Origin of the sequence: Pseudomonas sp. A-RE-22 (assembly GCF_019956035.1) — a bacterium.
Lineage (GTDB): Bacteria > Pseudomonadota > Gammaproteobacteria > Pseudomonadales > Pseudomonadaceae > Aquipseudomonas > Aquipseudomonas brassicacearum.
On the sequence record NZ_JAHBCZ010000007.1, the window covers coordinates 50,078 to 75,394 of the forward strand.

Below are 25,317 nucleotides of genomic sequence, written 5' to 3' on the forward strand. Positions count from 1 at the left end.
AGAGAGGCGGTTTTTTATTGTCTGGCAAATACTCAGCCCATCATGTCCTTGACCATGCGTTCCTGCTCCATGAGTTCCCGCTGTCGTGCATCGATGCGTGACGACAGGGGGAAATTGGTGCCGGCGCGCCGTTTGGCGAAGTCCAGCTGCTGAATGGCCTGACGGTAGTCGCCCACCAGTGCGAAGTACTCGGCACGAGCCTGATGCAGGCCGATGATGTTGCCCGACAGCCCGCGGGTCTCGGCCACCATGTACCAGACGTCCGGATCGTCCGGGCGGGTCTTGAGCAGGTTCTCCAGGGCCTTCTCGGCATCGGCGGGGCGGTTCTGCTTGAGCAGCAGGTCGACGCGTACCTGGTTGAGCGGATAGTTGCCCGGGTATTGGCTCAGCATCCGGTCGACGCGCGATTGAGTGTCGGCCAGTTTGTTGCTGGTGATGTCCAGATCCACCTGGGCGAGGTTGTAGATGATCTCGTTGGGCGATTTGGCCAGCAACGGCTTGAGGTTCTCCCGTGCTTCATTCAACTGGCCACCCTTGATCTGCGCGATCGCCAGGCCGTAGCGCGCCACGTCGTTCTTCGGATTCTCATCCAGCTGTGCTCGGAAACGCTTGGCGCCCAGGCCCGGGGTTTCTTCATAGATCAACTGGACCCGTGCGCGGATCAGTTGATAGCGCACACTGTCCTCGATACCGCCCGGCTTGGCCTGTTCGGCGCGGTTGCGGGTGTCGGCGATCCGGGATTCGGTCACCGGGTGAGTCAGCAGGAATTCCGGAGGCTTGGCGTCGAACCGGTATTGGCGCATCAGGCGTTCGAACATGGTCGGCATGGACCGCGGGTCGTAGCCGGCCTTTTCCAGGTTCTGGATGCCGATGCGGTCGGCTTCCTGTTCGTTCTGGCGCGAGAAACGCCGTTGTTCCTGGATGGCCGCGGCCTGGGTCCCGGCGATGGCCGCGATCCCGGCGTCACCGCCACCGGCGGCGGCAATCACGATGCCGGCCAGCAGCGCGGCCATCATTGGCACCTGCATGCGCTGCTGGGCTTCGACGCCACGGGCGAAGTGGCGTTGTGACAAGTGCGCCAGTTCGTGGGCCATGACCGAGGCGTATTCGCCTTCGGTCTGTGCATTGAGGAACAGGCCGCCGTTGACCCCGACGATTCCGCCAGGTGCGGCGAAGGCGTTGAGCTGCGGGCTGTTGATCAGGATGAATTCCAGGCGTCGGTCGTTGACCTGGCTGGTTTCCACCAGTTTATAGACGCTGGATTCGACGTAGTCCTTGAGCTGTGGGTCGTTGAGCTGTGAAACCTGGCTGCGCAGCAGGGCCAGCCAGGCGCGGCCCAGTTGGTGCTCCTGTTCTGGCGAGACGATGGCAGAACTGGCGTCGCCAAGTGACGGCAGGTCGTCGGCGAAGCCCGGTGAGGCAAGCAGGCAAGCGAGCGTCAGCAGGGTGGGGCGCAGAAATGTCATGCACGAAGCCTTAGTCGACAAAGACCTTACTGTAGCCGGACACCGGGCCCGGGACCAGATATTCTAGGCCGCTCAACGATCTGCCGCGGAGTGAACCCATGACTGATGCTGTAGCCCACGATGCCGAACTGGACGCCAGCGGCCTGAACTGTCCGTTGCCGCTGCTCAAGGCCAAGCTGGAACTCAATCGCCTGGCCAGCGGCAGTGTGCTCAAGGTGATCGCCACGGATGCAGGCTCCCAGCGTGATTTCCGCACCTTCGCCCGATTGGCCGGTCATACGCTGCTGTGTGAAGAAGACGATAACGGCGTCTACCGTTACTGGCTGAAAAAGGCCTGAAAACCGACAGCGTCTCTTAAGGATTTTTAATGTTCAAAGTGTTACGCGACTGGATCCAGCGCTACTTCTCCGATGAAGAGGCTGTGGTCCTGGCAGTGCTGCTATTCCTGGCCTTTACCGCCGTGCTCACCCTGGGCGGCATGCTGGCGCCGGTGCTGGCGGGGATGGTGCTGGCGTACTTGATGCAAGGGTTGGTCACGACCCTGGAGCGCTTGCGGTTGCCGGGTGCGGTGGCGGTGGGCTTGGTGTTTGCCCTGTTCATGGGCTTGTTGTTGGTGTTCATAATCGTGATCGTGCCGCTGCTCTGGCACCAGTTGGTGACACTCTTCAACGAGTTGCCGGGGATGCTTGCCAAATGGCAGTCCGTGCTGTTGCTGTTGCCCGAGCGTTATCCGCACCTGGTGTCCGATGAGCAGGTGTTGCAAGCCATTGAAGTCGTACGCGGCCAGATCGGCAAGTTCGGCCAGTGGGCGCTGACGTTTTCGCTGTCCAGCCTGCCGCTTTTGGTCAACATCATGATCTACCTGGTGCTGGTGCCGATCCTGGTGTTTTTCTTCCTCAAGGACCGGGAAATGATCGGTCGTTGGGTCCGTGGCTACCTGCCTCGTGAGCGGGCGCTGATTACCCGGGTGGCCCAGGAGATGAATCGGCAGATCGCCAACTACATTCGCGGCAAAGTCATCGAGATTTTCATCTGCGGTGGCGTGACCTACATCGGCTTCGTCGCCCTGGGGCTCAATTACGCCGCGTTGCTGGCGCTACTGGTGGGCATCTCAGTGGTGGTGCCTTATGTCGGCACCGTGGTGGTGACAGTGCCGGTGGCCTTGATTGCGCTGTTCCAGTGGGGTTGGAGCGATCAGTTCATCTATCTGATGGCGGTCTACGGGATCATCCAGACGCTGGACGGCAATGTGCTGGTCCCGCTGCTGTTCTCCGAGGCGGTGAACCTGCATCCGGTGGCGATCATCTGTGCGGTGCTGCTGTTTGGTGGGCTGTGGGGGTTCTGGGGGGTGTTCTTCGCGATTCCCCTGGCGACGCTGTTCAAGGCGGTGCTGGATGCGTGGCCGAGCAAGGAGCCGATTGTGGCGCCATTGTTGTAGTTTGAGTAATAGGGTGAGGCTTATGGCCCCATCGTCGGAACGCCGCCCGGAGCAAGCTCGCTCCCACATTGGATTGAGGGTGTTAATCAAATCCCTGTGGGAGCGAGCTTGCTCGCGATGGGGCCAGGACAGGCAGTGAAAGATTCAGGCCTTGTTGAGTGCCTGAGCCGCCGCCAACACCGCATCCACATGCCCCGGCACCTTCACGCCACGCCATTCCTGGCGCAGCACGCCGTTCTTGTCGATCAGGAATGTACTGCGATCAACGCCCAGGTATTCCTTGCCATAGAGCTTTTTCAGCTTGATCACGTCGAACAGCTGGCAGACGGCCTCGTCCTTGTCACTGATCAGCTCGAACGGGAATTCCTGTTTGCACTTGAAGTTCTCGTGGGACTTGAGGCTGTCCCGGGAGACGCCGAACACTTCGGTGTTGGCTGCCTGGAACTGCGCATGCTGATCGCGAAAACCCTGGCCTTCGGTGGTGCAGCCCGGGGTGCTGTCCTTGGGGTAGAAGTAGATCACCACCTGCTTGCCCTTGAGGGCGGCGAGGCTGACGGTCTGCCCGCTGGTGGCGGGTGCCTGGAAATCGGTAACCGGCTGGTCGACTGCAACGGCCATGAACGCTTCCTTACATTGGGTTTTGTGGGCGCCACGGTTCGATCAGGGCATCCAGGTTCATCGCATCGGCGAAATCCAGGAACTGATCGCGCAGCCAACTGATCTGGGTGCCGGCGGGCAGGGTCACGGTGAACGTGGCATTGAGCATGGTGCCGCCGGTCTGCGGGGCCTGGTAGGTGTCGCAGGTCAGGTTTTCCAGCTCGACGTGGTGGTCCATGAAGAACTGGCACAGCTCGTTGATGATGTCCGGACGGTAGGCCGAGCTCACATAGGCCACGTAGGGCAGGGCCTGGGGACGGTTCTCCAGCGCGGCGCTACGCACCACGTTGACGGTGAAGGCATGCTTCTTGGCCAGCACCGGCAGGCTGCCTTCCAGGCGAGCCAGGGCGTCCCAGCTGCCGGAGATCTCGAGCACGAGCGCACTGCATTCGCCATGACGGGTCAGGCGTGAGGTCACGACGGCGCAGCGATTTTCATGGCTGGCGCGGCACAGGACGTTAGTCAGCTCCATGGGGTTGGCGCCAAGGGCACTGATAACAAGGAATTGTTCGCGGACTGTGGGGGTGGACATGCAGCATTCCTAAAGCGATGAGCGGTCGGTACTTTTGCCGCTCGACACAGCGCCAGGCCCGGAAAAACGAACGGCTCAAGCCTTGTGCCCAGGGTTGCGCTGCATTCCGCGACAGCAGGAACGCACCAGGACAAACCCGGGATCGGGGCTTGCGGCGACGAAAACGGAGGCTGGAAACCGGCGTATGAGCTTGTCGGTACCGATCAAAGCCTGAAGGGTAGCGAAAACCATCGCCAAGGGGAATGGTAGTTCGCTTGTACAAGCATCTTGGCGCCAGTACCATTACCGCTCTCTTTTTCCGGCAGGAGCGGTTTCATGATTGCGGGCAGTATGGTGGCACTGGTCACACCCATGGATGCACAAGGGCATCTTGACTGGGCCAGCCTCAGCAAACTCGTGGACTTCCACCTTGAGAACGGCACCCATGCCATTGTCGCCGTCGGTACCACCGGCGAGTCGGCAACCCTCGACGTCAATGAGCACATCGAAGTCATCCGTGCCGTGGTCAAGCAGGTCAACGGTCGCATTCCCGTCATCGCCGGCACCGGCGCCAACTCGACCCGCGAGGCCGTCGAGCTGACCCGCAACGCCAAGGAAGCCGGTGCCGACGCCTGCCTGCTGGTTGTCCCGTACTACAACAGGCCGACCCAGGAAGGCTTGTACCAGCACTTCAAGCACATTGCCGAAGCCGTCGACATCCCGCAGATCCTCTATAACGTTCCCGGTCGTACCTCCTGCGACATGCTGGCCGAGACCGTGATCCGTCTGTCCACGGTGCCGAACATCATCGGTATCAAGGAAGCCACCGGCGACATGAAGCGCGCCAAGGCCATTCTCGATGGCGTGAGCAAGGACTTCATCGTGCTGTCTGGCGATGATCCGACAGCGGTCGAGCTGATCCTGATGGGCGGCAAGGGCAACATCTCCGTCACCGCCAACGTTGCCCCACGTGAAATGGCCGACCTGTGCGAGGCCGCGCTCAAGGGCGACGCCGAGACTGCACGGGCAATCAACGAAAAACTGATGCCGTTGCACAAGGACCTGTTCATCGAGGCCAACCCGATTCCGGTGAAGTGGGCCTTGGTTGAAATGGGCCTGATGCACGAAGGCATCCGCCTGCCACTGACCTGGCTGAGCACCCCCTGTCAAGAACCGCTGCGGCAGGCCATGCGCCAGTCCGGCGTCCTGGTTTAATTGAGGAAGTACAACGCATGAAGCGAATGGCCGGACTTTCCGCACTTGCCTTGATTATCTCCAGCACCAGCGGCTGCGGATGGATCTGGGGACCGGAAGGTTACTTCCGCGACCGTGGTAGCGATTACCTGCAGGCGCAACAGACTGCACCGATGCAAATGCCGCAAGACGTCAACGTTGCCAAGCGTCTGGATCCGCTGCTGCCGATCCCGCGCAACGTAGCCGACGACAGCGTCAAGGGCGAATACATCGTCCCACGTCCACAGCCGCTGTCGGCCGTGGCCGATGCCAGCGACTACACCCTGCAGAAGAGTGGCGACTCCAGTTGGGTCATGGGCCAGCATCCACCGGCCGAAGTCTGGCCTGTGGCGATCCAGTTCTTCCAGGACAACGGTTTCCGCCTGGACGAACAGCGCCCGCAAACTGGCGAGTTCACCACCACCTGGCAGCGCTCCGATGAACTGTCCGCCAGCATGGCCAAGCGCATGAGCGCCGCCGGTGTCGCGGCCGACAGCGAAACCCGCGTGCGGGTGCGTATCGAGCCGGGCGTGCAGCGCAACACCAGTGAAGTCTATGTGGTCAGCGCCGAGCGACCTGCCGGCAGCACCGCCGACGTGGCCTTCACCAACCGTTCGGTCAATACCGGCCTCGACGCTGCACTGGTGGACGACATGCTTGCCAGCATGAGTCGTACCGCGGAGCAGGGCGGTTCGGTCTCGATGCTGGCGTCCAAGGAGTTCGATGCGCCGAGCCGCGTCAGCCTGAGCGAAGACGGCAGCGGCAACCCGGTGCTCAACGTCGGCTCCGACCTGGACCGTGCCTGGTCGAGCGTTGGCCGTGCGCTGGAGCAGGGCGAATGGCGCGTTGAAGACATCAACCGCAGCCTGGGCCTGTACTACATCAACCTCGCTGAAAAGGCCGAGAAGAAAGACGAGAAGCCTGGCTTCTTCAGTGGCCTGTTCGGCAGCAAGCCGGACAAGGAAGAAATCGAAGCCCGCGCCGAGCGTTACCAGGTTCGCCTGAGCAAGGTCGGCGACAGCGTCCAGGTCACCGTCGAGAAGAACATCAACACCGTGGCGCCGGCCGATGTGGCCCGCAAGGTGTTGAGTGTGATTCAGGACAACCTGGGCTGATCCGATGCGTTTTGCCGTTCTCGGCAGCGGTAGCCAGGGGAACGGCACGCTGGTAGCCAGCGCCGGCACGTATGTGTTGGTCGATTGTGGTTTCTCCCTGCGGGAAACCGAGAAGCGCCTGTTGCGCCTGGGTGTGCACCCGGCGCAATTGAGCGCGATACTCGTGACCCACGAACATGCCGACCACGTGCATGGCGTGGGTTTGCTGTCTCGGCGCTACAATCTGCCGGTGTACCTGAGCCGTGGGACACTGGAAGGCCTGCGCAAGCCCATCGAGCCGGCCGGGTTCGTGGCCGGTGGCGAGCAACTGCGCATCGGTTGCCTGGATATCAGCGTGGTCAGCGTGGCGCACGATGCCCGGGAACCGACGCAATATGTGTTCAGTGACGGCGAGCGGCGCTTTGGGCTGCTGACCGACCTGGGGTCGTATTGCGACAGGGTGATGGACAGTTACCGGGACCTCGATGCGTTGATGATCGAGTCCAACCACTGCCGCGACATGTTGGCGCGTGGTTACTACCCGTACTTCCTCAAGCAGCGGGTAGGCGGGGAACACGGACATTTGAACAACCACCAGGCAGCGTTCCTGGTGGCCGAGTTGGGCTGGCAAGGCCTGCAACACCTGGTCCTGGCCCATCTGAGCAGCAAGAACAACCTGCCGCAGCTGGCCCGGCAATGTTTTGTCGACACCCTCGGGTGCGACCCGGACTGGCTGCAACTGGCCGATCAAGATTCAGGGCTCGACTGGCGACATATCGCCTAGCCCACTACTTAGCAAGCGGAGCCCATCATGGAAAAACGTGAAGAACTCTACCGCGGCAAAGCCAAGTCGGTTTACAAGACCGACGACGCTGACCGCTTGATCCTGCTGTTTCGCAACGACACCTCGGCGTTCGACGGCAAGCGCATCGAACAGTTGGACCGCAAAGGCATGGTGAACAACAAGTTCAACGCCTTCATCATGCAGAAACTCGAAGCCGCCGGCGTGCCGACCCAGTTCGACAAGCTGCTGGGCGACAACGAATGCCTGGTCAAGAAGCTGGACATGATCCCGGTCGAATGCGTCGTGCGTAACTACGCCGCCGGCAGCCTGGTCAAGCGCCTGGGCGTGGAAGAGGGCTTGAAGCTCAACCCTTACACCTTCGAACTGTTCCTGAAGGACGACGCCAAGGGCGACCCGTTCATCAACGAATCCCACGTCGTGGCATTCGGTTGGGGCACCGCCGAGCAACTGGCTCGCATGAAGGAATTGTCCCTCAAGGTCAACGAAGTGCTGACCAAGCTGTTCGACGACGCCGGTCTGCTGCTGGTGGACTTCAAGCTTGAATTCGGTGTGTTCAGCGACGGTTCCATCGTCCTGGGCGACGAATTCAGCCCGGACGGCTGCCGCCTCTGGGACAAGGACACCAAGAAGAAGATGGACAAGGACCGCTTCCGCCAGGGCCTCGGTGACGTCATCGAAGCCTACGAAGAAGTCGCCCAGCGTCTGGGTGTGCCGCTGTAATCGACGCAAGCATCTGATAGCACGGAAAAAATTTCGCTCGGGGGTTCGCTTCCGGCGAATGTGCTGGTATGATGCGCGCCACTGGAGAGATGCCGGAGTGGCCGAACGGGACGGATTCGAAATCCGTTGTACTGGCGACAGTACCTAGGGTTCAAATCCCTATCTCTCCGCCATTATTGTGTATGACTAAGCCCCTGAAATGGTTGAACATTTCAGGGGCTTTTTCGTTTTCGTCATCTGTCAGTCTGGCGTAAATCCTGTGGGAGCAAAGCTTGCTCGCGATTGAGGTAAGCCAGCTAACAACGATATTGGCGACTCTACCGCTATCGCGAGCAAGCTTTGCTCCCACAGACTTTATCTCTAGCTGACAAGTATTATCCCTAGGCAGGTTCCGCATCCAAGCGTCGCGCTATGACATCGAGCACGTCGCAACCATCCCTCAAGGGAATGCAGCACAGCTGTGCAAAGTCCTGAAGGACCACTGAGTCGCTCGGAATGTCCCCTCGCATGGCGAGGTTCTCTAAAAGCTGGGTAACCGCGCGAATTCTATAGCCCGCCGTGTCGAGCAGGATGTGCAAAGGCGCGCAGGTATCGACGAAGAGGGGTTGATCGTCGGCATTACTGGTAAGAGCCATGTATCTATTCATTTCAAACACCATTTGATTGAGGGTCTTCTTACCATTTGTTATCGAGTCGCCAAACCCAAGCCGCTCTTACGAGCGACGTTTGGACTATAGAGCCCTTCTGGAGAAATCATCAATCAGATGATGAGTCAGAAAACTCCCTAAATTATGTGGGCGGGAAATGTCAGAAAATTCCCCGCAGCTATTGCCTCCACCCACCTTTTTTATCCCGCTCAACCCCCTCCGCGACCTGCATAACCCCGGTGTCCGCCAGACCCAAAGCTTTGTAACAATTGGACTAATGGTCTATAGCTCAAGGCATGGCTGCCGATAGGCAAGTTAATCCCCATGAAAGGAGTGTCACCCCATGCCGCGGTTTTTTGCCGATCTGGGCTTTCGCTGGAAAATCACCCTGCCCATTGGGTTCCTGGCACTGCTGTTGGTGCTGATGGGGTGGTCGGGCATGCGTGGCATCGGTCAGGTGACGGAGTCCAGCACGCAATTGACCAAGCGCTACCTGCCGGCCATCAGCCTGTTGCTCAACGCTGATCGTGATCTCTACCAGGCCTTTGTTGCCGAGCGCAGCCTGCTTGGGGGCAATACGGGCAGTCATTCCGAGGCGCTGCGTGCCAGTCATCGGGACAATCTGAAGCAAGCTTATGATCGTGTGCAGAAATATGCCGCGATGCAGCCAAGTGCCGAGGCGTTGGCGCTGGTCAGTCAGTTCAATGACCGTTTCGCACAGTGGTCGCAGGTTTCGCGGCAGGTGGTCGAGCAGGCCGCGAGCAATCCCCAGGCGGCCAGTGCGCTGAGTTTTGGTGACGGTGAAAGTAAGTTCGACACCATGCGCGATGCCATCGACAAGCTCGGTGAACTGGAAGACGAAGCGTCTCTGCGCGAGGGGCAAGCGGCGATTGACCATGGCCAGGCGGTTGGGGTGCAGCAGGGCGGTATCTTGTTGGTGGGTCTGCTGGGTTGCATCCTGCTGATTGTGGCCTTGCCAATGGTCGTGCTGCGTCCGATGCGTCGGCTGCTGCACCGTGTCGAACAGATCGCCGAGGGCGGTGGGGATCTGAAGGGCCGTCTCGAGGTGCGTTCGGCTGACGAGCTGGGCCAGCTTGGCAGTGCGTTCAACCGTTTCCTCGATAAGCTGCAGCCGTTGATTGCCGAAGTGGGCCGCGTGACCGGGGAGGTGGATGCCGCCGCGCGGGCCATGGCCAATATGGCCGCGACCAATGACAAGTTGATCAGCAGCGAACACGCGGCGCTTGACCAGGTCAGTACGGCGGCGACCCAGATGAGTGCCGCAGTGCATGAGGTGGCACACAATGCCGTGAACGCGTCGGACGCCGCCCAGCAAGCCAGCAGTCAGTCTCGCGACGGCACCGCGGTTGTCAACAGCACCATCGAATCGATCCGTCAGTTGGCCCAGGAAGTGGAGAGCGCTTCGGGCACCATCGAGGCATTGGCCCTGGAAACCTCCAGCATCGGTGCCGTGCTTGAGGTCATCCGGGGCATTGCCGAACAGACCAACCTGCTCGCACTGAACGCTGCCATCGAGGCGGCCCGGGCGGGCGAGCAAGGCCGCGGTTTTGCTGTCGTGGCCGATGAAGTCAGGGCCCTGGCGGCGCGCACCCAGGATTCGACCAAGGACATTCAGGTGCGTATCGAACGGCTGCAAAGCGGTGTCGCCAAGGCCGTGCAAGCCATGCATGTCGGCAGCAGCAAGGCCCGTGACAGTGTCGAACGTGCGGCGGGGGTCGATCAGGTGCTCAGTGGCGCCAGCGGCTCGATTCTGCGGATCAACGACATGGCTGCGCAGATCGCCAACGCCTGCGAGGAGCAAAGCAGCGTCACCGAAGAGATCGCCCGCAACATCTCCGACATCCGCGACTTGTCCAACGAAGCGGCAGCGAACTCTGCCCAGAGCATGCAGGCCAGCCAACAGCTGTCCAGCCTGTCGAGAAACCTGGCAGAACTGACCGGCCGTTTCCGCACCTGAAACAGGGGGTATCGTGTCTACTGACGAGCAGCTGCAAGCCCTGCATCAGGACGGTTTCGTCCTGATGCCCGGTGTGTTGGATGCCCGACAGATCGCCGACCTGCGCCATGCCATCGACCAGTTGAAGCCCCAGCATTGGGATTACAGCGGCGTCATTGATCATTACAAATGCGTGTTCAATCGCAATCCGTTCTGGCTGCCGTTCCTGGATGTGGCCGGGGTGATCGAGCTGGCCGAGGCGGCCCTGGGTGATGATTGCCATGTCATTGGCCAGACAGCCTGGCGCTGCCATCCCGGTTTTACCGGGGCGCCGTTGCACCTGGATTATCTGGCGATGCAATTGCCGCCAGGGCTGTTGGCCGACCCTGCCTTTGAACTGCCGATGCAGGTTTTTACCGCGCAGTTTTACCTGGATGACATCGACGCCGACTTGAGCCCGACCCAGGTCATTGCGGGCAGTCACAAGGCCGGCCGGGCGCCGGTGAAGGGCGAAACACAGTGGCAAGGGCGCTCTGCGCAGCCGGTGCTGTGCCGGGCGGGCGATGTGTTGATACTGCGCAGTGAGTTATGGCACGCCGGTAGCGACAACCGCACCGCCGACCGCACGCGCTACATGCTCCAGGTGCACTACGGCCGGCGGATGGTCGCGCAGAAGTTCTCACCTTATCTGCACTGGCAGTTCAACCCTGTGGTCTTGGCCGCCGCGACACCTCGTCAGCGGCGGTTATTGGGCGATCACCAGGAAGCTGAATACGATTGAGCCTGGCTCAGTCAGATCCACACATCATTGACCGCCGTTCGCTCGTTGGTTTCCTCGCCGGTATTGAGGACACCACGGGGTTCGATCAGCAGCAGTTTCACTTCGTGTGCGGCGCTGGGCTTGTGCTCGACACCTTTTTTGACCACGTACATTTCGCCCGGGCCTATGGTTACCGCACCGTCGCGAAAGTCGATACGCAACTCGCCCTCCAGCACGATGAAGGTTTCATCGGTGTCGGCGTGGGTGTGCCAGATGAATTCGCCTTCGAGCCGGGCGATCTTGAATTGGTAGTCATTCATTTCGGCCACGACTTTCGGTGCCCATTGTTCGTGGAACAATGCGTATTTCTGAGCGAAGTTGATGGGGGCGTAGCGGGTCATCGAGTCATGCTCCTCAGGTGGGTGGTGAGCTGTACCTTACTGTCGGAGCCTGGGTGCGTATTGGATGATCGTGCAGCTTTTTGCCGTGCGCGGCCTCAGCCTTCAGCGCAGCATTTTCAGCCAGCGTGCCGGTGAAATACCGAAGGCCTGGGTGTGCAGTCGGGTCATGTGGCTCTGATCGAAAAAACCACTGGCCAGGGCCACTTCGCTCAACGGCATGCCATGCAATACCAGGCGCCGGGCTTCGTTCAAGCGGCGCAGGGTGATGTAGCGATAGGGGCTGGTGCCGTACAGTGCCCGGAAATCCCGGGACAGGCTCCATCGATCCCGGCCGCTGGCCTGCACCAGGTCATCCAGTGTGATCGCCTGGTGGAGGGCATCGTGGATGAACAGGCGGGCACGCTCCGCCGCCGGGTAGTCGATCAGCCGCCGCCCACGGCGGCTGCCGGCCGCGATGTCGAGTGCCTGGGCCACATCGTAGATGGCGTCCTCTTCCTCCAACGGGTCGAGGGGATGATCCAGGCCGTTCAATAGTCGACGGGTCGCGATATTGAGGCGAGGGTCGTTGGACAATCCTCCTTCGATGAAGGGCAATGGCTTGCCCCCCAGCACTTGCTGGATCACCGAGGGTTCTATGTAGAACATCCTGTAGCGAAAACCCTCGCTGGTCCCGGCTTCGCCATCGTGCACCTCGTCCGGGTGCAGGACGATGGTGCCGCCGGGCTGGCTGTGGCGTTTGCTGTGGCAATAGTTGAAGCTCTGCACGCCGGAAAGGGTGATCCCGATGGCGTAGGTGTCATGGCGATGGGTGGTGTAGCCATGCCCGCTGAAATAGGCCTCGATGCGTTCCATTTTCCTCGATTCGGGCGCGCGTACCAGCCAGTCGCGATTATGGATTGATCGAGTCATTGCACCAGCCTCCTGCTTTTGTCCGCATACCCTACCGCAAAAAAAGCTGAACCGGTGTAGGAGCTGTCGAGTGCAACGAGGCTGCGATCTTTCCCCAGACACTTGAATCTCAAGCGAAAGATCAAGACCAAAAGATCGCAGGCTTCGCCAGCTCCTACAGAGCCCTCGTGGCGCTGTCAGATCTCCTTAACAGGCGTTTCACCCTGGACGTTCTTTATCAGCCCGATGACGTGGAGGCAGTCACTCTTGTTCACATAGGATTCGCCACTGGCGATCGTTTCGTGGTTGCCGGCTCTCAAGCGCCAGCGCCACTGGCCTTTGCCGCTGCTCTGGGTGCCTCGGGTCTGTCGATAGATTTCAAAATACATCGGTTCGCTCCCTGCGATTCATTCAGTCAAGACATGCGTTGGGCATGTGGCTGCCAGCCTAGCCAAGTGGGTGGTTTTGGCTACGGGAAATTCGTTTCCATTGGTTATCAAATATTGCTGGCAGAACCCGGATCGAACAGGCGACCGTTTATGTCCTTGCTTTGCCTGACCGAAAAAGCCCGGGGACTGAAGTTCCTGGCGGTGAAGTGAGCCTTTTTGCGCATAGACGCGCAGCCCCTGGCGTTTCTACACTGCATCCAATCAAGGATCGAGGGCAGTGGATGAACCGCAACGAATTGCGCAAGGCCGACATCAACCTGATGGTGGTTTTCGAAACGCTGATGCTTGAGCGTAACGTGACACGGGTGGCGGAAAAACTGTTCCTGGGCCAACCGACCATCAGCTCGGCCCTCAATCGTTTGCGCAAGATGTTCAACGACCCGTTGTTCATTCGCGTCGGCCACCGCATGGAGCCGACGGCCCGGGCTGAAGAAATCATCCGGCATCTATCTCCGGCGCTCGATTCGCTGTCGGTGGCCTTGAGCCTGACCCACGATTTCGATCCCAGCAGCAGCACCATGACGTTCCGCATCGGCCTGTCGGACGACGTCGAGTTCGGCCTGTTGCCGCCCCTGTTGAGCAGCCTGCGGCAAGAGGCGCCGCAAATCGTGTTTGTGGTGCAGCACGTCGATTACTGGCGCATCCCCGATTTGCTGGCATCGGGCGACATCACCGTGGGCATCAGCCAGACGCGCGGTCTGCCGGCCAATGCCAAGCGCAAGTTGTTGCGACACATCCAGCCCCGCGTGTTGCGCGCCGATGCGTCGGACACGCCGCTGACCCTGGACGAGTATTGCGCACGGCCTCATGTGCTGGTGTCCCATACCGCGAACGTCGCCGGGTTTGCCGATGAGTGGCTGGCCGAGATCGGACGCACGCGCCAGGTCGTGCTATCGGTGCCGCAGTACAGCGCATTGCCGGCGTTGCTGGCCGGCACGGACCTGATCGCCAGCCTGCCGGACTATACCGCCGCCGCCATGGCGGCTTCGGGGCAACTGTTCAACGAACCCTTTCCTTTCAAGACCCCGACCCTGGATTTGTCCATGGTCTGGCTGAGCCATGTCGACAGTGACCCGGCCGAGCGCTGGTTGCGGTCGCGGTTGGAGGCCTTCATGGGCGAGCGTGGGGTCTTGGCGCAACCCTGACCGGGCCCGCTGCGAAACAAAACCTGCCCCAACGTTTAAAGTCGAGGTAAGGTTGTGACGGCTGAAATCCCCTTGTCATATTTTCGAATCGGAGTCGAACACATGCCTCACCTGCACATGGAGTACACCGCCAACCTGCCCGAGCTGAAGGCCGATGTCGCATTGCTGCGCCTGAACAATGCACTGGTGGCTTCCGGTCAGTTCGCTGCCGAGCTGGACATCAAGAGCCGGGCCGTGAAACTCGAGACTTTCCGGGTGGGCACGGGGTTGGGCGAGCGGGGTTTCGTCCACGTGAAGCTGGCCTTGCTGAGCGGTCGCTCGCCGGAAATCAAGAAGCAACTGGCCGATAGCCTGCTGGCCGTGATCCAGGAACTGGGGCCATGGCCGGCCGACGTTAGCGTGCAACTGTGCGTGGAAATCCTCGACATCGATCGAGGCCCGTATGCCAAGGCCTTGATCGGTCAATGACGATCAGGTGTCGCGGGCGGCGCAGGCCTTGATGATCTGTTCGCGCAGCCAGGTGTTGGCACTGTCCTGATCGACGGCCAGGCTCCACTGCATGTTCAGGGTGAACCCCGGCAGGCCCTGGGGCACTTCGTGATGATTGAAGATCGCCTCGTTGGCCAGCAGTTTCTGGATACGGCGGGGCAGGGTCAGGATGAAGTCGGTGCCGGTGATCATCTTCAGTGCGGCACTGTAGCTGTTGGCGCGGGCGGCAATCTGGCGTTGATGCGCCTGCTGCGACAGCCAGCCGTCCACCATGTTGGTCGCTGACGACCAGGGTGTCGGAAACACGTGTCGACGCCGTACGAAAGACTGAAGGCTCAGTTGCGGCTCAAGTGGCGTCGCCCGTTTATCCACGACACAAACCAGGTCTTCCTCCAGCAACTGCCGGGATTTGAAATCGGCATGGTTGCTGTGGAAGTTCGGGCCGAAGCAGATCACCAGGTCCAGGCTGCCGTCGCGCAACTCTTCGGCGGGGATGTCGGCTTCGAGCTTGTGCACGTTCACCACCACCGGCAGATTGGCGTAATCGAAGCCTTGCAGCAGTTGCGGCAGGATCAGTTGTTCGAAATATTCCGGTGCGCAGATATTGAAGGTAATGGCTTGCCGGGTCGGATCGAAGGTGGGTGTACCGGCATGGCACAGGTTGATGCTTTGCAAAATGGCGCGCACATGGTCGTACATGCCCTCGGCCTTATAGGTGGGGCGCATGCCGGTGCGGGTGTTGATGAATAGCTCGTCTTCGAAACAGGTTCGCAGTTTCTTGAGGCAATAACTGACGGTTGACTGACTGACGCACAATGCCTCGGACACGCCGGTGACACTGCTTTGCTCGTACACGGCGCTAAACACCATGAGGTCTTGCATGTCGAGCTTTCTGAGGGAGTTACTGTTCAGCATCCGTTCTGTCTCTCGCTGTGCTCCTTGCGCGATTTTGCGCAAACCAGGCTGACGATCCTAACGGAACGATCGTGCCAAGAGAATGCCGGGCAGGCGCTTTCATGGTCGGGAACGGGACAGATAATGTAGGGAACACGACGTGTCGATCAACGACTGTTTGGTTTGCCTATGTTTAGTTCGCTGCGATCCAAGCTCCATCAAATCCAGGTTTAACCTCCCGGGGTGCCGTGGGACGCTTGCTCGATGTGTTTCCTGTGATGCGCTCATGGACGGTTGGCTCCTGGCATTCCAATACCCTTCATCTGCCGCGGTCGATCCGGTCGGCCGGTTCACGCCTGCCATGGCCCCAACTCTTAGTGCGTTGCCTTCCGAGCTAGCCTTTTGGGCGCTCTGGCATTGCCGTCACGCCCGTCCTCCAGATACTCGTATTACCTGTTGATCATTCGCAGTGCTCGCTCAATGGCGAGCACAGACTGACGGTGCCTTGTCGCCCGTCCGACATGGAAATACGAGCCTTCCCATGAGCCTTGCCAAGATTTCTTTCGCCCCCGTGCAACACGCCCAGGCGTTCCTCGCGCAGAACCCTGATATCGAACTGTTCGAGCTGTTCATTCTCGACAACAACGGCGTGCCCCGGGGCAAGTTGTTGCATCGGGACGAGTTGCTGGCGGTCTTCGAAAGTGGTCGGCCACTGCCCAGTACGATTCTCGGGCTGACCGTCAATGGCGATGATGTGGAAAATTCCGGGCTGGTGTGGGACGTCGGTGACATCGATTGCCGTGCCTATCCCCTCAGCGGCAGCTTGCAGCGCATGCCGTGGCGACTGATTCCCACGGCCGCCGTGCAGGTCAGCATGCATCCCCGGGAAGGAATGCCGGCGACAATCGCCGATCCACGTTATCTGCTCAGTCAGGTGATCGAGGCCTTGCAGGCCGACGGTTATTACCCGGTGATGGCGGCGGAGCTGGAGTTTTATCTGCTGGACGCGCAACGCGACAGCCAAGGCCGGCCACAACCGGCGCGCGATGCCGACGGTGGCCGACCGCGTGCTACCCAGGTCTACGGTTTGCGCGAGCTGGAGCAGATCGAGCCGTTCCTGGTCGACCTGTACGCTGCGTGCAAGCTGCAAGGCATTCCGGCCCGGACCGCCATTTCCGAATACGCACCCGGACAAGTGGAGATCACCCTCGAACACCGCAGTGATGCCTTGCAAGCCATGGATGAAGCGGTGCGCTACAAGCGACTGGTCAAGGGCGTGGCCCACAAGCACGGCATGCAGGCCTGCTTCATGGCCAAGCCGTTCGATCACTTGGCGGGCTCCGGAATGCACATGCATGTCAGCCTGGCGGACCGCGATGGCCACAATTTGTTTGCCAGTGAAGCCGCCGATGGTACGCCGCTGTTGCGCCAGGCAGTGGGTGGGATGCTCGACACCTTGCTCGATTCGCTGTTGATGTTTTGTCCGAACGCCAACTCCTACCGGCGCTTCCAAAGCAACAGCTACGCACCGCTGGCGGCGACCTGGGGTGTGGACAACCGTACGGTGAGCCTGAGGGTGCCGGGTGGCCCGGCGTTCTCGCGGCACATCGAGCATCGTATCTGCGGCGCCGATGCCAACCCTTACCTGGCTGCGGCGGCGATATTGGCCGGCATTCATCGCGGCCTGCGTGAACAGTGCGATCCCGGGAAGCCTGTCGAAGGCAACGGCTACGCCCAGGCGACCGAGTTGCTGCCCACCGACTGGCTCACCACCCTGCGTGCCCTTGAGGCATCGGCCTGGGCGCGGAAAGCGTTTGGCGATGAGTTTCTTGGCGTTTATCTGGCGGTCAAGCGCGCCGAATACCGTCAATTCATTGGGGAAGTCGGGGAGCAGGACTGGCGCTGGTATCTGAACCAGGCGTGAAGACGGCTGGCCAGCGGTTTCTTAAATAATTATTTAGTAGCAACTTTTTCACGAAAAATTGATGGTGGGCTACCTAAAGTTTGTGCTGCCGTAGGAAATGAATTTTTCACATTTTCCTGCGGCACTTCTTTTTCAAAGAGCAACTTTCAGGAAATCGTCAACCATCATGCTGACCATTAAAGCCGTGCGCCCCGAGTGGGTGACACTGGCCGCCAGTGCCTTTTTGTTAGTGGGTTTCAACATCGTTCTCTGGCAACACCTGCTGGCGATCACCACGGCTGATGCTCGTGGCCTGCTGATGTGCCTGGCGTTTGGCCTGATGATTTTCTGCGCGTTCAACCTGGTGTTGACGCTCGTGGCCTTCCGTCCGCTGCTCAAGCCCGTGCTGATGCTGTTGTTCCTGATCAGTGCTGGCGTGGCGTATTTCATGGCCCAATACGGCGTATTGATCGATGCGGGCATGTTGCGCAACTTTGCTGAAACCAATGCCACGGAAGTCCGCGACCTATTGTCGCTGAAGTTATTCATGTATCTCGGATTATTGGGGGTGCTGCCTTGCTGGTTATTGTTCAAGACCCCGATCAGCTACCGTCGCTGGCCCAAAGAGTTATTAAGTAAGTTGCTGGTCGGTGTGGCCTCGGCCGCGGTGATTGGCATGGTCGCCCTGGCCAACTACCAAGGCCTGTCTTCGTTGTTTCGCAACCACCACGAGTTGCGCTTGATGGTCGTGCCGAGCAATTACATCGGTGCTTCGTTCGGCTACTTGCGTGAGCAGGTCGCGTCGGCCAAGCAGCCGTTCATCACCCTGGGCGAGGACGCGAGCCGCAACCCCGCCTGGCAAACCCACGGCCGCAAATCCCTGACCGTGCTGGTGGTGGGCGAGAGTGCCCGGGCCGAGAACTTCGGCATCCTCGGCTATAACCGCGACACCACACCGACACTGGACAAAGAGGCCGGCCTGATCGCCTTCACCGACGTGCAGTCCTGCGGCACTGAAACCGCCGTGTCGGTGCCTTGCATGTTTTCCAACATGGGGCGCAAGAACTACGACGCCAGCGTCGCCAAGAATGAAGAGGGGTTGCTGGATGTGCTCAAGCGCGCCGGGCTGGAGGTGATCTGGCGGGACAACCAGTCTGGCTGCAAGGGCACCTGCGACCGGGTAACCGTGCAGGATGTGAGCAATCTGAAGGATCCAACCCTGTGTGCGAGCAGCGAATGTCGTGACGAAATCCTGCTCCAGGGGCTGCAGCATTTCATCGACACCCTCGATAAGGACACGGTGCTGGTGCTGCACCAGATGGGCAGCCACGGGCCGGAATACTTCAAGCGCTATCCCAAGGAGTACGAGCATTTCACCCCGGTCTGCGAAAGCAACGCGCTGAACAATTGCAGCCGCGAGAGCATCGTCAACGGCTACGACAACACGCTGGTGTACACCGACCATGTGCTTTCGACCCTGATCGATCTGCTGCGGGCCAACCAGGACAAGGTCGATACGGCCATGCTGTACCTGTCGGACCATGGCGAGTCCCTGGGCGAATACAACCTGTTTCTCCACGGCACGCCCTACATGCTCGCCCCGGAGCAACAGAAGCACGTGGCGATGCTTGCCTGGTTTTCCGACAGTTATCAGAAGTCTTTTTCGGTCGACACCCATTGCCTGCAAATGAGTCGGCAAAAGCCATTGAGCCAGGACAACCTGTTTCACTCGATGCTCGGGCTGCTGGAAGTCAACAGCCAGGTCTACAACCGGGATCTGGACCTGTTCGCCAACTGCCGCGGTGCGGTGATTGACGGTGTCCTGGCGCGGGAGTGACGGCCTGGACCTTTTTTTCACGCAGCGTTGTTTAACCTGTCATCCATCCAATCCCAAGAGCCGTTCGTATGTCCGGGCTACCCCCATCCACCGTCGAGCTTGAGTTCGCCAGGCAGCATGACCAGGAGCATGCTCAGGTCTGCTGTCGGCCGACGCCTCGTCGGTTGCGCCTGGCGTTCTGGCGCGACGAACACATGGTGCGTAACGCCCTGAAGGTGGCGGGCGAACCCGGGTTGGTGCTGGATGTAGCCTGTGGCGCGGGGCGGTTCTGGCCGGTGCTGGCCGAGCACGCCAACCGGGTGATCCTGGCGGCGGACCCGTCGCCGGACATGCTCGACCATGCGCTCACCCACCATGGCGGCGCGTTGCTCCAACGGGTCAAGACCTTCCCGAGTTCAGCGTTCACCATCGGGCTGTCGGCCAACGCGGTGGATTGTATTTGTTGTCTGCAACTGTTTCGCCACGTCAGCGCCAGCGAGCATCGCCTGGCGCTGTTGCGCGAATTTCATCGGGTCAGTCGCGACACGGTGATCATTTCGGTGCAAATCGAAGGACGTCTCAAGATCGGCCAGGCGCCGCAACGGAGCCTGGCCGATAAGGCCAATCTCGAAGCCGAGTTTCGCCAGACCGGTTTTAACGTGCTCTGGCATCAGGATTTCCTGCCCGGTTTCGCGCTGACGCGTGTTTATGTATTGCGTAAGACCGGTTAAGTCCTGATGTAGGACTATTCTTGCTTTTTCGCAGGCGATTTCTCTTAGGCTGCTGCTCTATGGATGCTCGCAATCGCCGGCGGCGATATATACTGCGCGCCATTCTTCAAGGGAGAGCCGTGTGGCCATCGATATTCACTGGATTCGCGACAACGATAGCCTCGGTCAGTTTTGCGCCGAGTGGCAGCAGTTGCCATTCGTCGCCCTCGACACCGAATTCATGCGGGTCGACACTTTTTACCCGATTGCCGGTTTATTGCAGATCGGCGACGGCAAGCGCGCCTACCTGATCGACCCCTTGACCATCGACAATTGGCAACCCTTGGCCGCACTGCTGGAAAACCCGGCGGTGCTCAAGGTTTTGCACGCCTGCAGCGAAGACCTTGAAGTGCTGCTGCGCCTGACCGGCAGCCTGCCTGCGCCGCTGTTCGATACTCAATTGGCCGCTGCCTACCTGAACCTGGGTTTCTCCATGGGCTATTCGCGGCTGGTGCAGGAAGTGCTGGGTATCGAGTTGCCCAAGGGTGAGACCCGTTCCGACTGGCTGCAACGGCCCCTGTCCGAGACACAGATCAGCTACGCGGCAGAGGATGCCGTGCACCTGGCAGAAGTTTTCGTACTGCTGCGCCCGAAGCTTTCCGACGAAAAATACCGTTGGGTCCTGGAAGACGGCGCCGAACTGGTGGCCAACCTGCGTCGCGAAGTCGACCCGTACGAGGTCTACCGCGAGGCCAAGCTCGCCTGGAAACTGTCCCGCGCCCAATTGGCCGTGCTGCGCGAGCTGTGCGCCTGGCGCGAACGCGAGGCGCGGGCCCGTGACCTGCCGCGCAATCGCATCATTCGCGAGCATTCGCTGTGGCCCCTGGCCCGTACCCAGCCGGATAACCTCGGCGCGTTGGCGAAGATCGAAGACATGCACCCGCGCACCGTGCGCCAGGACGGCCAGTTTCTGCTGGACCTGATCCAGCGCGCCGCCAGCGTGCCGCCCGAGCAATGGCCGCCGGCGGTGGCCGAGCCTTTGCCCATCGAGGCCGCGGCCCTGGTCAAGCGTCTGCGGGCGCTGGGGCAGGCTGAAGCCGAGCGCCTGGAAATTGCCCCGGAGCTGATGCTGCGCAAGAAAACCCTCGAAGCGCTGATCAAGAGCGGCTTCCCCGAGGGCCCTTACCAATTGCCCGATTCGTTGCGTGGCTGGCGCCGCGAATTGATGGGCCAGGCGCTGCTCGACAGCCTGGCCACTGCCGGAGAACAGCCTTGAAACGTATCTGCTCCATCTACCGAAGCTCGAAGAAAAACGAGATGTACCTGTATGTGCTCAAGAGCGATGCCTTGGAGCGTGTACCTGAGCCGTTGATGGCCGCCTTTGGCAAGGCGATCCATGCCTTCGACCTGGTGCTGAGCCCCGAGCGGGCGCTGTCCCGGGAAGACATCAACAAAGTGCTGGAAAACCTCGACACCCAGGGCTATCACTTGCAGATGCCGCCGGCCGAAGACGAGTACATCGAGCATTTGCCCGAAGAGTTGCTGCGCCGCAACGACCCGGTCTGACGCTATTGGAGGCATCTGTCCTGGGTGCCTCCTTAAACACACTGGAATGGTTTATTGACGACGATCGCAGGGATGGAGCGACACTCTGTCGGCGATTGTCTGCACTGTTTTTGAAAGGTTTGATTCATGCGCGTTCTGATTGCCGAACACGACCACCCGGTGTACGCCCAGCTTCTGCGTCAGGCGGCACCCGATATTGAAGTCCTGACCAGCGGCGACTCCGCCGAACTGTCGCGACTGGCCACCGATTGCCCGGTCTGGCTCGGCCAGCCTGATCTGTTGGCCACCCTGTTGCGTCAGGGCCATAGACCCAGCTGGCTGCAATCGACCTGGGCAGGCATCACGCCGTTGCTGGCCGAGGGTTTGACGCGCAATTACCGTCTGACCCGTGCGGTGGGCATTTTCGGCCAGGTGATGGCCGAGTACGTGCTGACCTACATGCTCGGCCATGAGCGCGAGGTGCTGGCACGTCTGGTCAGCCAGGTCGAGCGCAAGTGGGACAACCGCCAGGGGCAAGGCCTGGCCGGGCGCAAGGTGTTGATCGTCGGGACAGGGGATATCGGCCAGCGTGTGGCGCAGTTCCTCGTGCCGTTCGGTGTGCAGTTGTATGGCGTTGCCCGCGAAGCCCGGGCGTTGGCGCCGTTCATCGAGGTCGGGGCGCTGAAGGATCTGCCACGCCTGGTGGGCGAGGCGGATTACGTGATCAATCTGCTGCCCAACACACCCGATACCCATGATGTGTACGACGCGGCGCTGTTCAAGCAATTCAAGCCGACCGGCTTGTTCATCAACGTCGGCCGTGGCGTCGCGGTGGTGGATGCGGACCTGGTGCAAGCCCTGAAGGAAGGGCACCTGGCCGGTGCGGTGATCGACGTCTGCCGCCAGGAGCCGCTGCCGCAGCGCCACCCCTTCTGGACCGCCTGGGGCCTGCTGTTGACTGGCCACAGCTCGGCACCGACCTCGCCGCCGATGATGGTGCAGTTGTTCCTGGAAAACCTGCGGGCCTACCAGGCGGGCGACGCGCTGCGCGGTGAAGTGGACTTCACCCGGGGCTACTGAAGCCATCCCCGATCAAACTGTGGGAGCGAGCTTGCTCGCGATAGCGGTGCATCAGTCGACATCAATGTTGGCAGACCTGACGCCATCGCGAGCAAGCTCGCTCCCACGGTGGTTATTTCAGTGATCACAAAACAGGGTTACAGGCTGAAATCGCCTTCTGCCACCAGTTCGCTCAACGGCCGGCGCGGGCTTGGGGTTTCGCGGGCCTGGAGGTATTCGGCCAGTGTCGATTTGTCCCCTAGCTTGCCAATCGCCACGGCGGCGTGCAGGGCGTAGCCTTCCGGGATCTTCAGTTCCTTGCGGGTCAGTTCCTGGTCGAAACCGGCCATGCCGTGGGTATGCCAGCCGCTGAGGCTGGCTTGCAGCGCCAGGTGGCCCCAGGCCGCGCCTGTATCGAAGGTGTGGGACTGCGCTGGGGTTTCTTCGGTGGCGCCGGGCACGGCGAAGGTGGTTTTCGAAACAATGATCACCAGTGCCGAGGCGTGTTGGGCCCAGCCGCGGTTGAATTCATTGAGCAGGCCCAGGAAACGCTCCCAATTCGGCGTGTCGCGGCGCGCATACAGGAAACGCCACGGCTGGGAGTTGTACGCCGACGGCGCCCAGCGTGCGGCCTCGAAGAAGCCCAGCAGGGTTTCTTCGGCAATGGTCTCGCCGGTAAAGGCGCGGGGCGACCAGCGCTCGATGAATTGAGGGTGAATCGCGTAATCGGCAATGCGGGGATTGGCACTCATGGGCTTACCTGGCTGGGGTTTGGAAACTCAATGAAGCAACCTACGTCCCGCCGCCCGGCCTGACAAGTCCCTGCCTACCGACAGTCGCCAATGCTTGGCCTGAAGAGGCCCGGGCACTAGACTGTCGGCCTTTTCACCACCTGATGTTGATGCTTGAGCCATGGCCGCCAAAGTCGAACCGTTCTGGAAACGCAAAACCCTCGATCAGCTCGATCCGCAGGAGTGGGAATCGCTGTGCGACGGCTGTGGCCTGTGCTGCCTGCAAAAACTCGAAGACGAAGACGACAACAGCGTCTACTACACGCGCATCGCCTGCAAACTGCTGGACCTGAAAACCTGCCAGTGCACCGACTACCCCAACCGCCGCGACTTTGTCCCCGACTGCATCCAGCTCACGCCGGGCAAGGCCGATGAGTTCAAATGGCTGCCGCCGACCTGCGGTTATCGGCTGGTCAGCGAGGGCAAGGACTTGCCGTTGTGGCACCACCTGGTCTGCGGTGATCGCGATGCCGTGCACCACGAACGCATTTCCCAGTCCGGGCGTATGCTGGCCGAAGGCAGCGTGCCGGAAGACGATTGGGAAGATCATCTGATTTTCCGCGCCGGCTGAGCCGCCGGGCGGCGCGCCCCAGGGAGAACCCATGGCTGCAGGATTGAAACGGATGCTGGCCGCCGGGCTGCTGGCGATGTGCGGGCCGCTGTGGGCGGCGCAGAAAGTCGATCTGGATTATCACGTGCACCTGTTGCCCCAGAGCGATCAGGCCGAAGTACGCCTGACACTGGCCCGGGGAGCGGCGGTGCGCAGCCTGGATTTCGACCTCGGCGACGGCAGTCGCTACAGCGATTTCAAGGCCGACGGCCAGTGGCAACTCACCCCCGGCAAAGAGGCGCGAGGTGTCTGGCGGCCGGCAGCCGACAAGGCCAGCCTGAGCTACCGCGTGCACATCAGCCATGCGCGCAAGAACGCCACCTTCGAAACCCGCATGACCCCGACGTGGGCGTTACTGCGCGGCGACGACCTGGTCCCGTCGGCCAAGCTCGACCAGCAGGACGGCGTCGAACTGGTAGCCCGTCTTGAAGTTGAATTGCCCAATGGCTGGAAAAGCATCGAGACGCCCTGGCCGCGCATCGGCAAGCAACGTTTTCGCATCGACAACCCCTCGCGCCTGTTCGACCGCCCCACGGGCTGGATGCTCGCCGGCAAACTGGGCAGCCGCCGCACCCGCCTGGGCGAAACGGAGGTGACGGTGGCCTCGCCCCAAGGCCAGGGCATGCGCCGGATGGATGTGCTGACGCTGCTGACATTCGTCTGGCCGCAGGTACAAGCGCTGGTGCCGCGCCATCCGGCCAAGTTGCTGATTGTCGGTGCCGGTGATCCGTTGTGGCGTGGCGCCCAGGCCGGTCACGATTCGATCTACCTGCACAGCCGTCCGCCGCTGGTCAGCGAGCGGGGCAGTAGCCCGTTGTTGCGGGAGTTGGTGCAGGCGCTGGCTCGGGTCAATGATCATGATCGCAGCGACTGGATCAGCGAGGGGCTGACCGAGTACTACGCCATCGAACTGCTGCGCCGCGCCGGTGGCCTGAGTGATGAGCGCTATCAGACCCTCAATGACCGGCTCGCCCGCGACAGCAAGGGCGTCACCACCTTGCGCGGCGAACAGATCAGCCCCGGGGCAGTGGCCAAGGCGGTGTTGCTATTGCAGGAACTGGACCGCGAGATTCGCCTGAAAACCCGTAACAAGCGTTCGCTGGATGATGTGCTGCAGGGGGCGATGCGGCTGGAGACAGTGGATACCAAGGAGTTCGTTCAGCTCAGTGAAAGTGTCCTGGATGGGAGCTCTACTGTGCTGGATACCAAGTTAATTCAGTAATACCGCTATCGCGGGCAAGTCTTGCTCCCACAGGATTGAGTCGTACCAAATATCTCATCCGGCGAAGATCCAGTGTGGGAGCAAGGCTTGCCCGCGATGAGGCCATC

Annotated in this window: 27 protein-coding genes, 1 tRNA gene and 1 pseudogene; 20 read left to right on the forward strand and 9 right to left on the reverse strand. The window is 60.7% G+C overall.

All coding sequences use genetic code 11. From position 1 onward, the window contains the following. Positions 1-32: 32 nt before the first annotated feature. Positions 33-1,466 carry a M48 family metalloprotease gene (locus KGA89_RS04360; protein ID WP_223470705.1) on the reverse strand — a complete coding sequence of 478 codons (1,434 nt, stop codon included), beginning with the start codon at positions 1,464-1,466 and terminating at the stop codon, positions 33-35. Positions 1,467-1,564: 98 nt separating this feature from the next. On the opposite strand from KGA89_RS04360, the gene KGA89_RS04365 reads away from it, so the two are divergent. Both KGA89_RS04365 and KGA89_RS04370 read left to right on the forward strand, forming a co-directional pair. Further along, positions 1,565-1,804: a sulfurtransferase TusA family protein gene (locus KGA89_RS04365; protein WP_223470707.1), complete on the forward strand. Its 240-nt coding sequence runs from the start codon at positions 1,565-1,567 to the stop codon at positions 1,802-1,804. 29 nt (positions 1,805-1,833) lie between these two features. Further along, the gene (locus KGA89_RS04370) at positions 1,834-2,904 is read left to right on the forward strand and encodes an AI-2E family transporter (RefSeq protein WP_003198803.1); all 1,071 of its coding nucleotides are present in this window, start codon (positions 1,834-1,836) and stop codon (positions 2,902-2,904) included. A 144-nt stretch (positions 2,905-3,048) separates the two neighbouring features. On the opposite strand, the gene KGA89_RS04375 is transcribed toward KGA89_RS04370, so the two are convergent. Together KGA89_RS04375 and KGA89_RS04380 are read right to left on the reverse strand one after the other, a co-directional pair. Beyond that, positions 3,049-3,522 (reverse strand): peroxiredoxin, encoded by a 474-nt coding sequence (locus tag KGA89_RS04375; RefSeq protein ID WP_223470708.1) that lies wholly within the window; start codon positions 3,520-3,522, stop codon positions 3,049-3,051. A gap of 10 nt (positions 3,523-3,532) precedes the next feature. Further along, entirely contained in the window at positions 3,533-4,093 is a 561-nt protein-coding gene (locus tag KGA89_RS04380) for a glycine cleavage system protein R (RefSeq protein WP_003184325.1), read from the reverse strand. Positions 4,094-4,408: 315 nt separating this feature from the next. On the opposite strand from KGA89_RS04380, the gene dapA reads away from it, so the two are divergent. The 5 genes from dapA to KGA89_RS04405 all read left to right on the forward strand — a co-directional run bounded on the left by dapA (position 4,409) and on the right by KGA89_RS04405 (position 8,097). Beyond that, positions 4,409-5,287: a 4-hydroxy-tetrahydrodipicolinate synthase gene (gene dapA, locus KGA89_RS04385; RefSeq protein ID WP_003198806.1), complete on the forward strand. Its 879-nt coding sequence runs from the start codon at positions 4,409-4,411 to the stop codon at positions 5,285-5,287. Between the two features lie 17 nt (positions 5,288-5,304). After that, a complete protein-coding gene (gene bamC, locus KGA89_RS04390) occupies positions 5,305-6,420 on the forward strand; it encodes an outer membrane protein assembly factor BamC (RefSeq protein WP_003198809.1) in 1,116 nt (371 codons plus the stop codon). A 4-nt stretch (positions 6,421-6,424) separates the two neighbouring features. Beyond that, a complete protein-coding gene (locus KGA89_RS04395) occupies positions 6,425-7,183 on the forward strand; it encodes an MBL fold metallo-hydrolase (RefSeq protein WP_003198811.1) in 759 nt (252 codons plus the stop codon). 27 nt (positions 7,184-7,210) lie between these two features. After that, positions 7,211-7,924, forward strand: coding sequence for a phosphoribosylaminoimidazolesuccinocarboxamide synthase (gene purC / locus KGA89_RS04400; RefSeq protein WP_223470709.1), 714 nt, complete (start codon positions 7,211-7,213; stop codon positions 7,922-7,924). An 83-nt stretch (positions 7,925-8,007) separates the two neighbouring features. Beyond that, positions 8,008-8,097, forward strand: a tRNA-Ser gene (locus KGA89_RS04405). Between the two features lie 207 nt (positions 8,098-8,304). Here the strand turns inward: KGA89_RS04405 and KGA89_RS04410 are convergent. Further along, positions 8,305-8,571 (reverse strand): hypothetical protein, encoded by a 267-nt coding sequence (locus tag KGA89_RS04410; RefSeq protein ID WP_053162077.1) that lies wholly within the window; start codon positions 8,569-8,571, stop codon positions 8,305-8,307. Positions 8,572-8,914: 343 nt separating this feature from the next. Between KGA89_RS04410 and KGA89_RS30660 the strand changes: the two are divergent. The 3 genes and pseudogenes from KGA89_RS30660 to KGA89_RS04420 all read left to right on the forward strand — a co-directional run. Beyond that, positions 8,915-9,691, forward strand: a pseudogene (locus KGA89_RS30660) (MCP four helix bundle domain-containing protein); the annotation flags it as partial. Between the two features lie 78 nt (positions 9,692-9,769). Next, a complete protein-coding gene (locus KGA89_RS30665; protein ID WP_411740667.1) occupies positions 9,770-10,549 on the forward strand; it encodes a methyl-accepting chemotaxis protein in 780 nt (259 codons plus the stop codon). A 13-nt stretch (positions 10,550-10,562) separates the two neighbouring features. Next, entirely contained in the window at positions 10,563-11,309 is a 747-nt protein-coding gene (locus KGA89_RS04420) for a phytanoyl-CoA dioxygenase family protein (RefSeq protein ID WP_013692485.1), read from the forward strand. 11 nt (positions 11,310-11,320) lie between these two features. Here the strand turns inward: KGA89_RS04420 and KGA89_RS04425 are convergent, their stop codons facing one another. From KGA89_RS04425 to KGA89_RS04435, 3 genes are all read right to left on the reverse strand, one after another. Then, positions 11,321-11,689, reverse strand: coding sequence for a cupin domain-containing protein (locus tag KGA89_RS04425; protein ID WP_223470711.1), 369 nt, complete (start codon positions 11,687-11,689; stop codon positions 11,321-11,323). Positions 11,690-11,791: 102 nt separating this feature from the next. Beyond that, positions 11,792-12,598 (reverse strand): helix-turn-helix transcriptional regulator, encoded by an 807-nt coding sequence (locus KGA89_RS04430; RefSeq protein ID WP_223470712.1) that lies wholly within the window; start codon positions 12,596-12,598, stop codon positions 11,792-11,794. 176 nt (positions 12,599-12,774) lie between these two features. Further along, positions 12,775-12,966 (reverse strand): YegP family protein, encoded by a 192-nt coding sequence (locus KGA89_RS04435; protein WP_069971090.1) that lies wholly within the window; start codon positions 12,964-12,966, stop codon positions 12,775-12,777. A 281-nt stretch (positions 12,967-13,247) separates the two neighbouring features. Here KGA89_RS04435 and KGA89_RS04440 point away from each other — a divergent pair, with 281 nt between their 5' ends. Further along, on the forward strand, positions 13,248-14,171 hold the full coding sequence (locus KGA89_RS04440; RefSeq protein WP_223470713.1) for a LysR family transcriptional regulator: 924 nt from the start codon (positions 13,248-13,250) through the stop codon (positions 14,169-14,171). Positions 14,172-14,273: 102 nt separating this feature from the next. Beyond that, positions 14,274-14,639, forward strand: coding sequence for a 5-carboxymethyl-2-hydroxymuconate Delta-isomerase (locus KGA89_RS04445; protein ID WP_003198841.1), 366 nt, complete (start codon positions 14,274-14,276; stop codon positions 14,637-14,639). 3 nt (positions 14,640-14,642) lie between these two features. Here KGA89_RS04445 and KGA89_RS04450 read toward each other — a convergent pair whose 3' ends face one another. Then, positions 14,643-15,575 (reverse strand): LysR family transcriptional regulator, encoded by a 933-nt coding sequence (locus tag KGA89_RS04450; RefSeq protein ID WP_223470714.1) that lies wholly within the window; start codon positions 15,573-15,575, stop codon positions 14,643-14,645. Positions 15,576-16,110: 535 nt separating this feature from the next. Here KGA89_RS04450 and KGA89_RS04455 point away from each other — a divergent pair. The 6 genes from KGA89_RS04455 to KGA89_RS04480 all read left to right on the forward strand — a co-directional run bounded on the left by KGA89_RS04455 (position 16,111) and on the right by KGA89_RS04480 (position 22,608). Next, on the forward strand, positions 16,111-17,478 hold the full coding sequence (locus KGA89_RS04455) for a glutamine synthetase family protein (protein ID WP_223470754.1): 1,368 nt from the start codon (positions 16,111-16,113) through the stop codon (positions 17,476-17,478). 166 nt (positions 17,479-17,644) lie between these two features. Continuing rightward, positions 17,645-19,294 carry a phosphoethanolamine transferase gene (locus KGA89_RS04460; RefSeq protein ID WP_223470715.1) on the forward strand — a complete coding sequence of 550 codons (1,650 nt, stop codon included), beginning with the start codon at positions 17,645-17,647 and terminating at the stop codon, positions 19,292-19,294. A gap of 68 nt (positions 19,295-19,362) precedes the next feature. Beyond that, a complete protein-coding gene (locus KGA89_RS04465) occupies positions 19,363-20,004 on the forward strand; it encodes a class I SAM-dependent methyltransferase (protein WP_223470717.1) in 642 nt (213 codons plus the stop codon). Between the two features lie 121 nt (positions 20,005-20,125). Beyond that, complete coding sequence (gene rnd / locus KGA89_RS04470; RefSeq protein ID WP_223470719.1) at positions 20,126-21,259, forward strand: ribonuclease D; 1,134 nt, start codon at positions 20,126-20,128, stop codon at positions 21,257-21,259. Further along, positions 21,256-21,549 (forward strand): YcgL domain-containing protein, encoded by a 294-nt coding sequence (locus KGA89_RS04475; RefSeq protein WP_003198853.1) that lies wholly within the window; start codon positions 21,256-21,258, stop codon positions 21,547-21,549. Before rnd ends, KGA89_RS04475 begins: the two co-directional genes overlap by 4 nt. 126 nt (positions 21,550-21,675) lie before the next feature. Beyond that, entirely contained in the window at positions 21,676-22,608 is a 933-nt protein-coding gene (locus KGA89_RS04480) for a D-2-hydroxyacid dehydrogenase (RefSeq protein WP_003198855.1), read from the forward strand. Positions 22,609-22,745: 137 nt separating this feature from the next. On the opposite strand, the gene KGA89_RS04485 is transcribed toward KGA89_RS04480, so the two are convergent. Continuing rightward, entirely contained in the window at positions 22,746-23,339 is a 594-nt protein-coding gene (locus KGA89_RS04485; RefSeq protein WP_003198856.1) for a nitroreductase family protein, read from the reverse strand. Positions 23,340-23,499: 160 nt separating this feature from the next. Between KGA89_RS04485 and KGA89_RS04490 the strand changes: the two genes are divergently transcribed. Together KGA89_RS04490 and KGA89_RS04495 are read left to right on the forward strand one after the other, a co-directional pair. Further along, positions 23,500-23,949 (forward strand): YcgN family cysteine cluster protein, encoded by a 450-nt coding sequence (locus KGA89_RS04490; RefSeq protein WP_003198858.1) that lies wholly within the window; start codon positions 23,500-23,502, stop codon positions 23,947-23,949. A 31-nt stretch (positions 23,950-23,980) separates the two neighbouring features. Beyond that, on the forward strand, positions 23,981-25,210 hold the full coding sequence (locus tag KGA89_RS04495) for a hypothetical protein (RefSeq protein WP_223470721.1): 1,230 nt from the start codon (positions 23,981-23,983) through the stop codon (positions 25,208-25,210). The last annotated feature ends 107 nt before the right edge of the window (positions 25,211-25,317 follow it).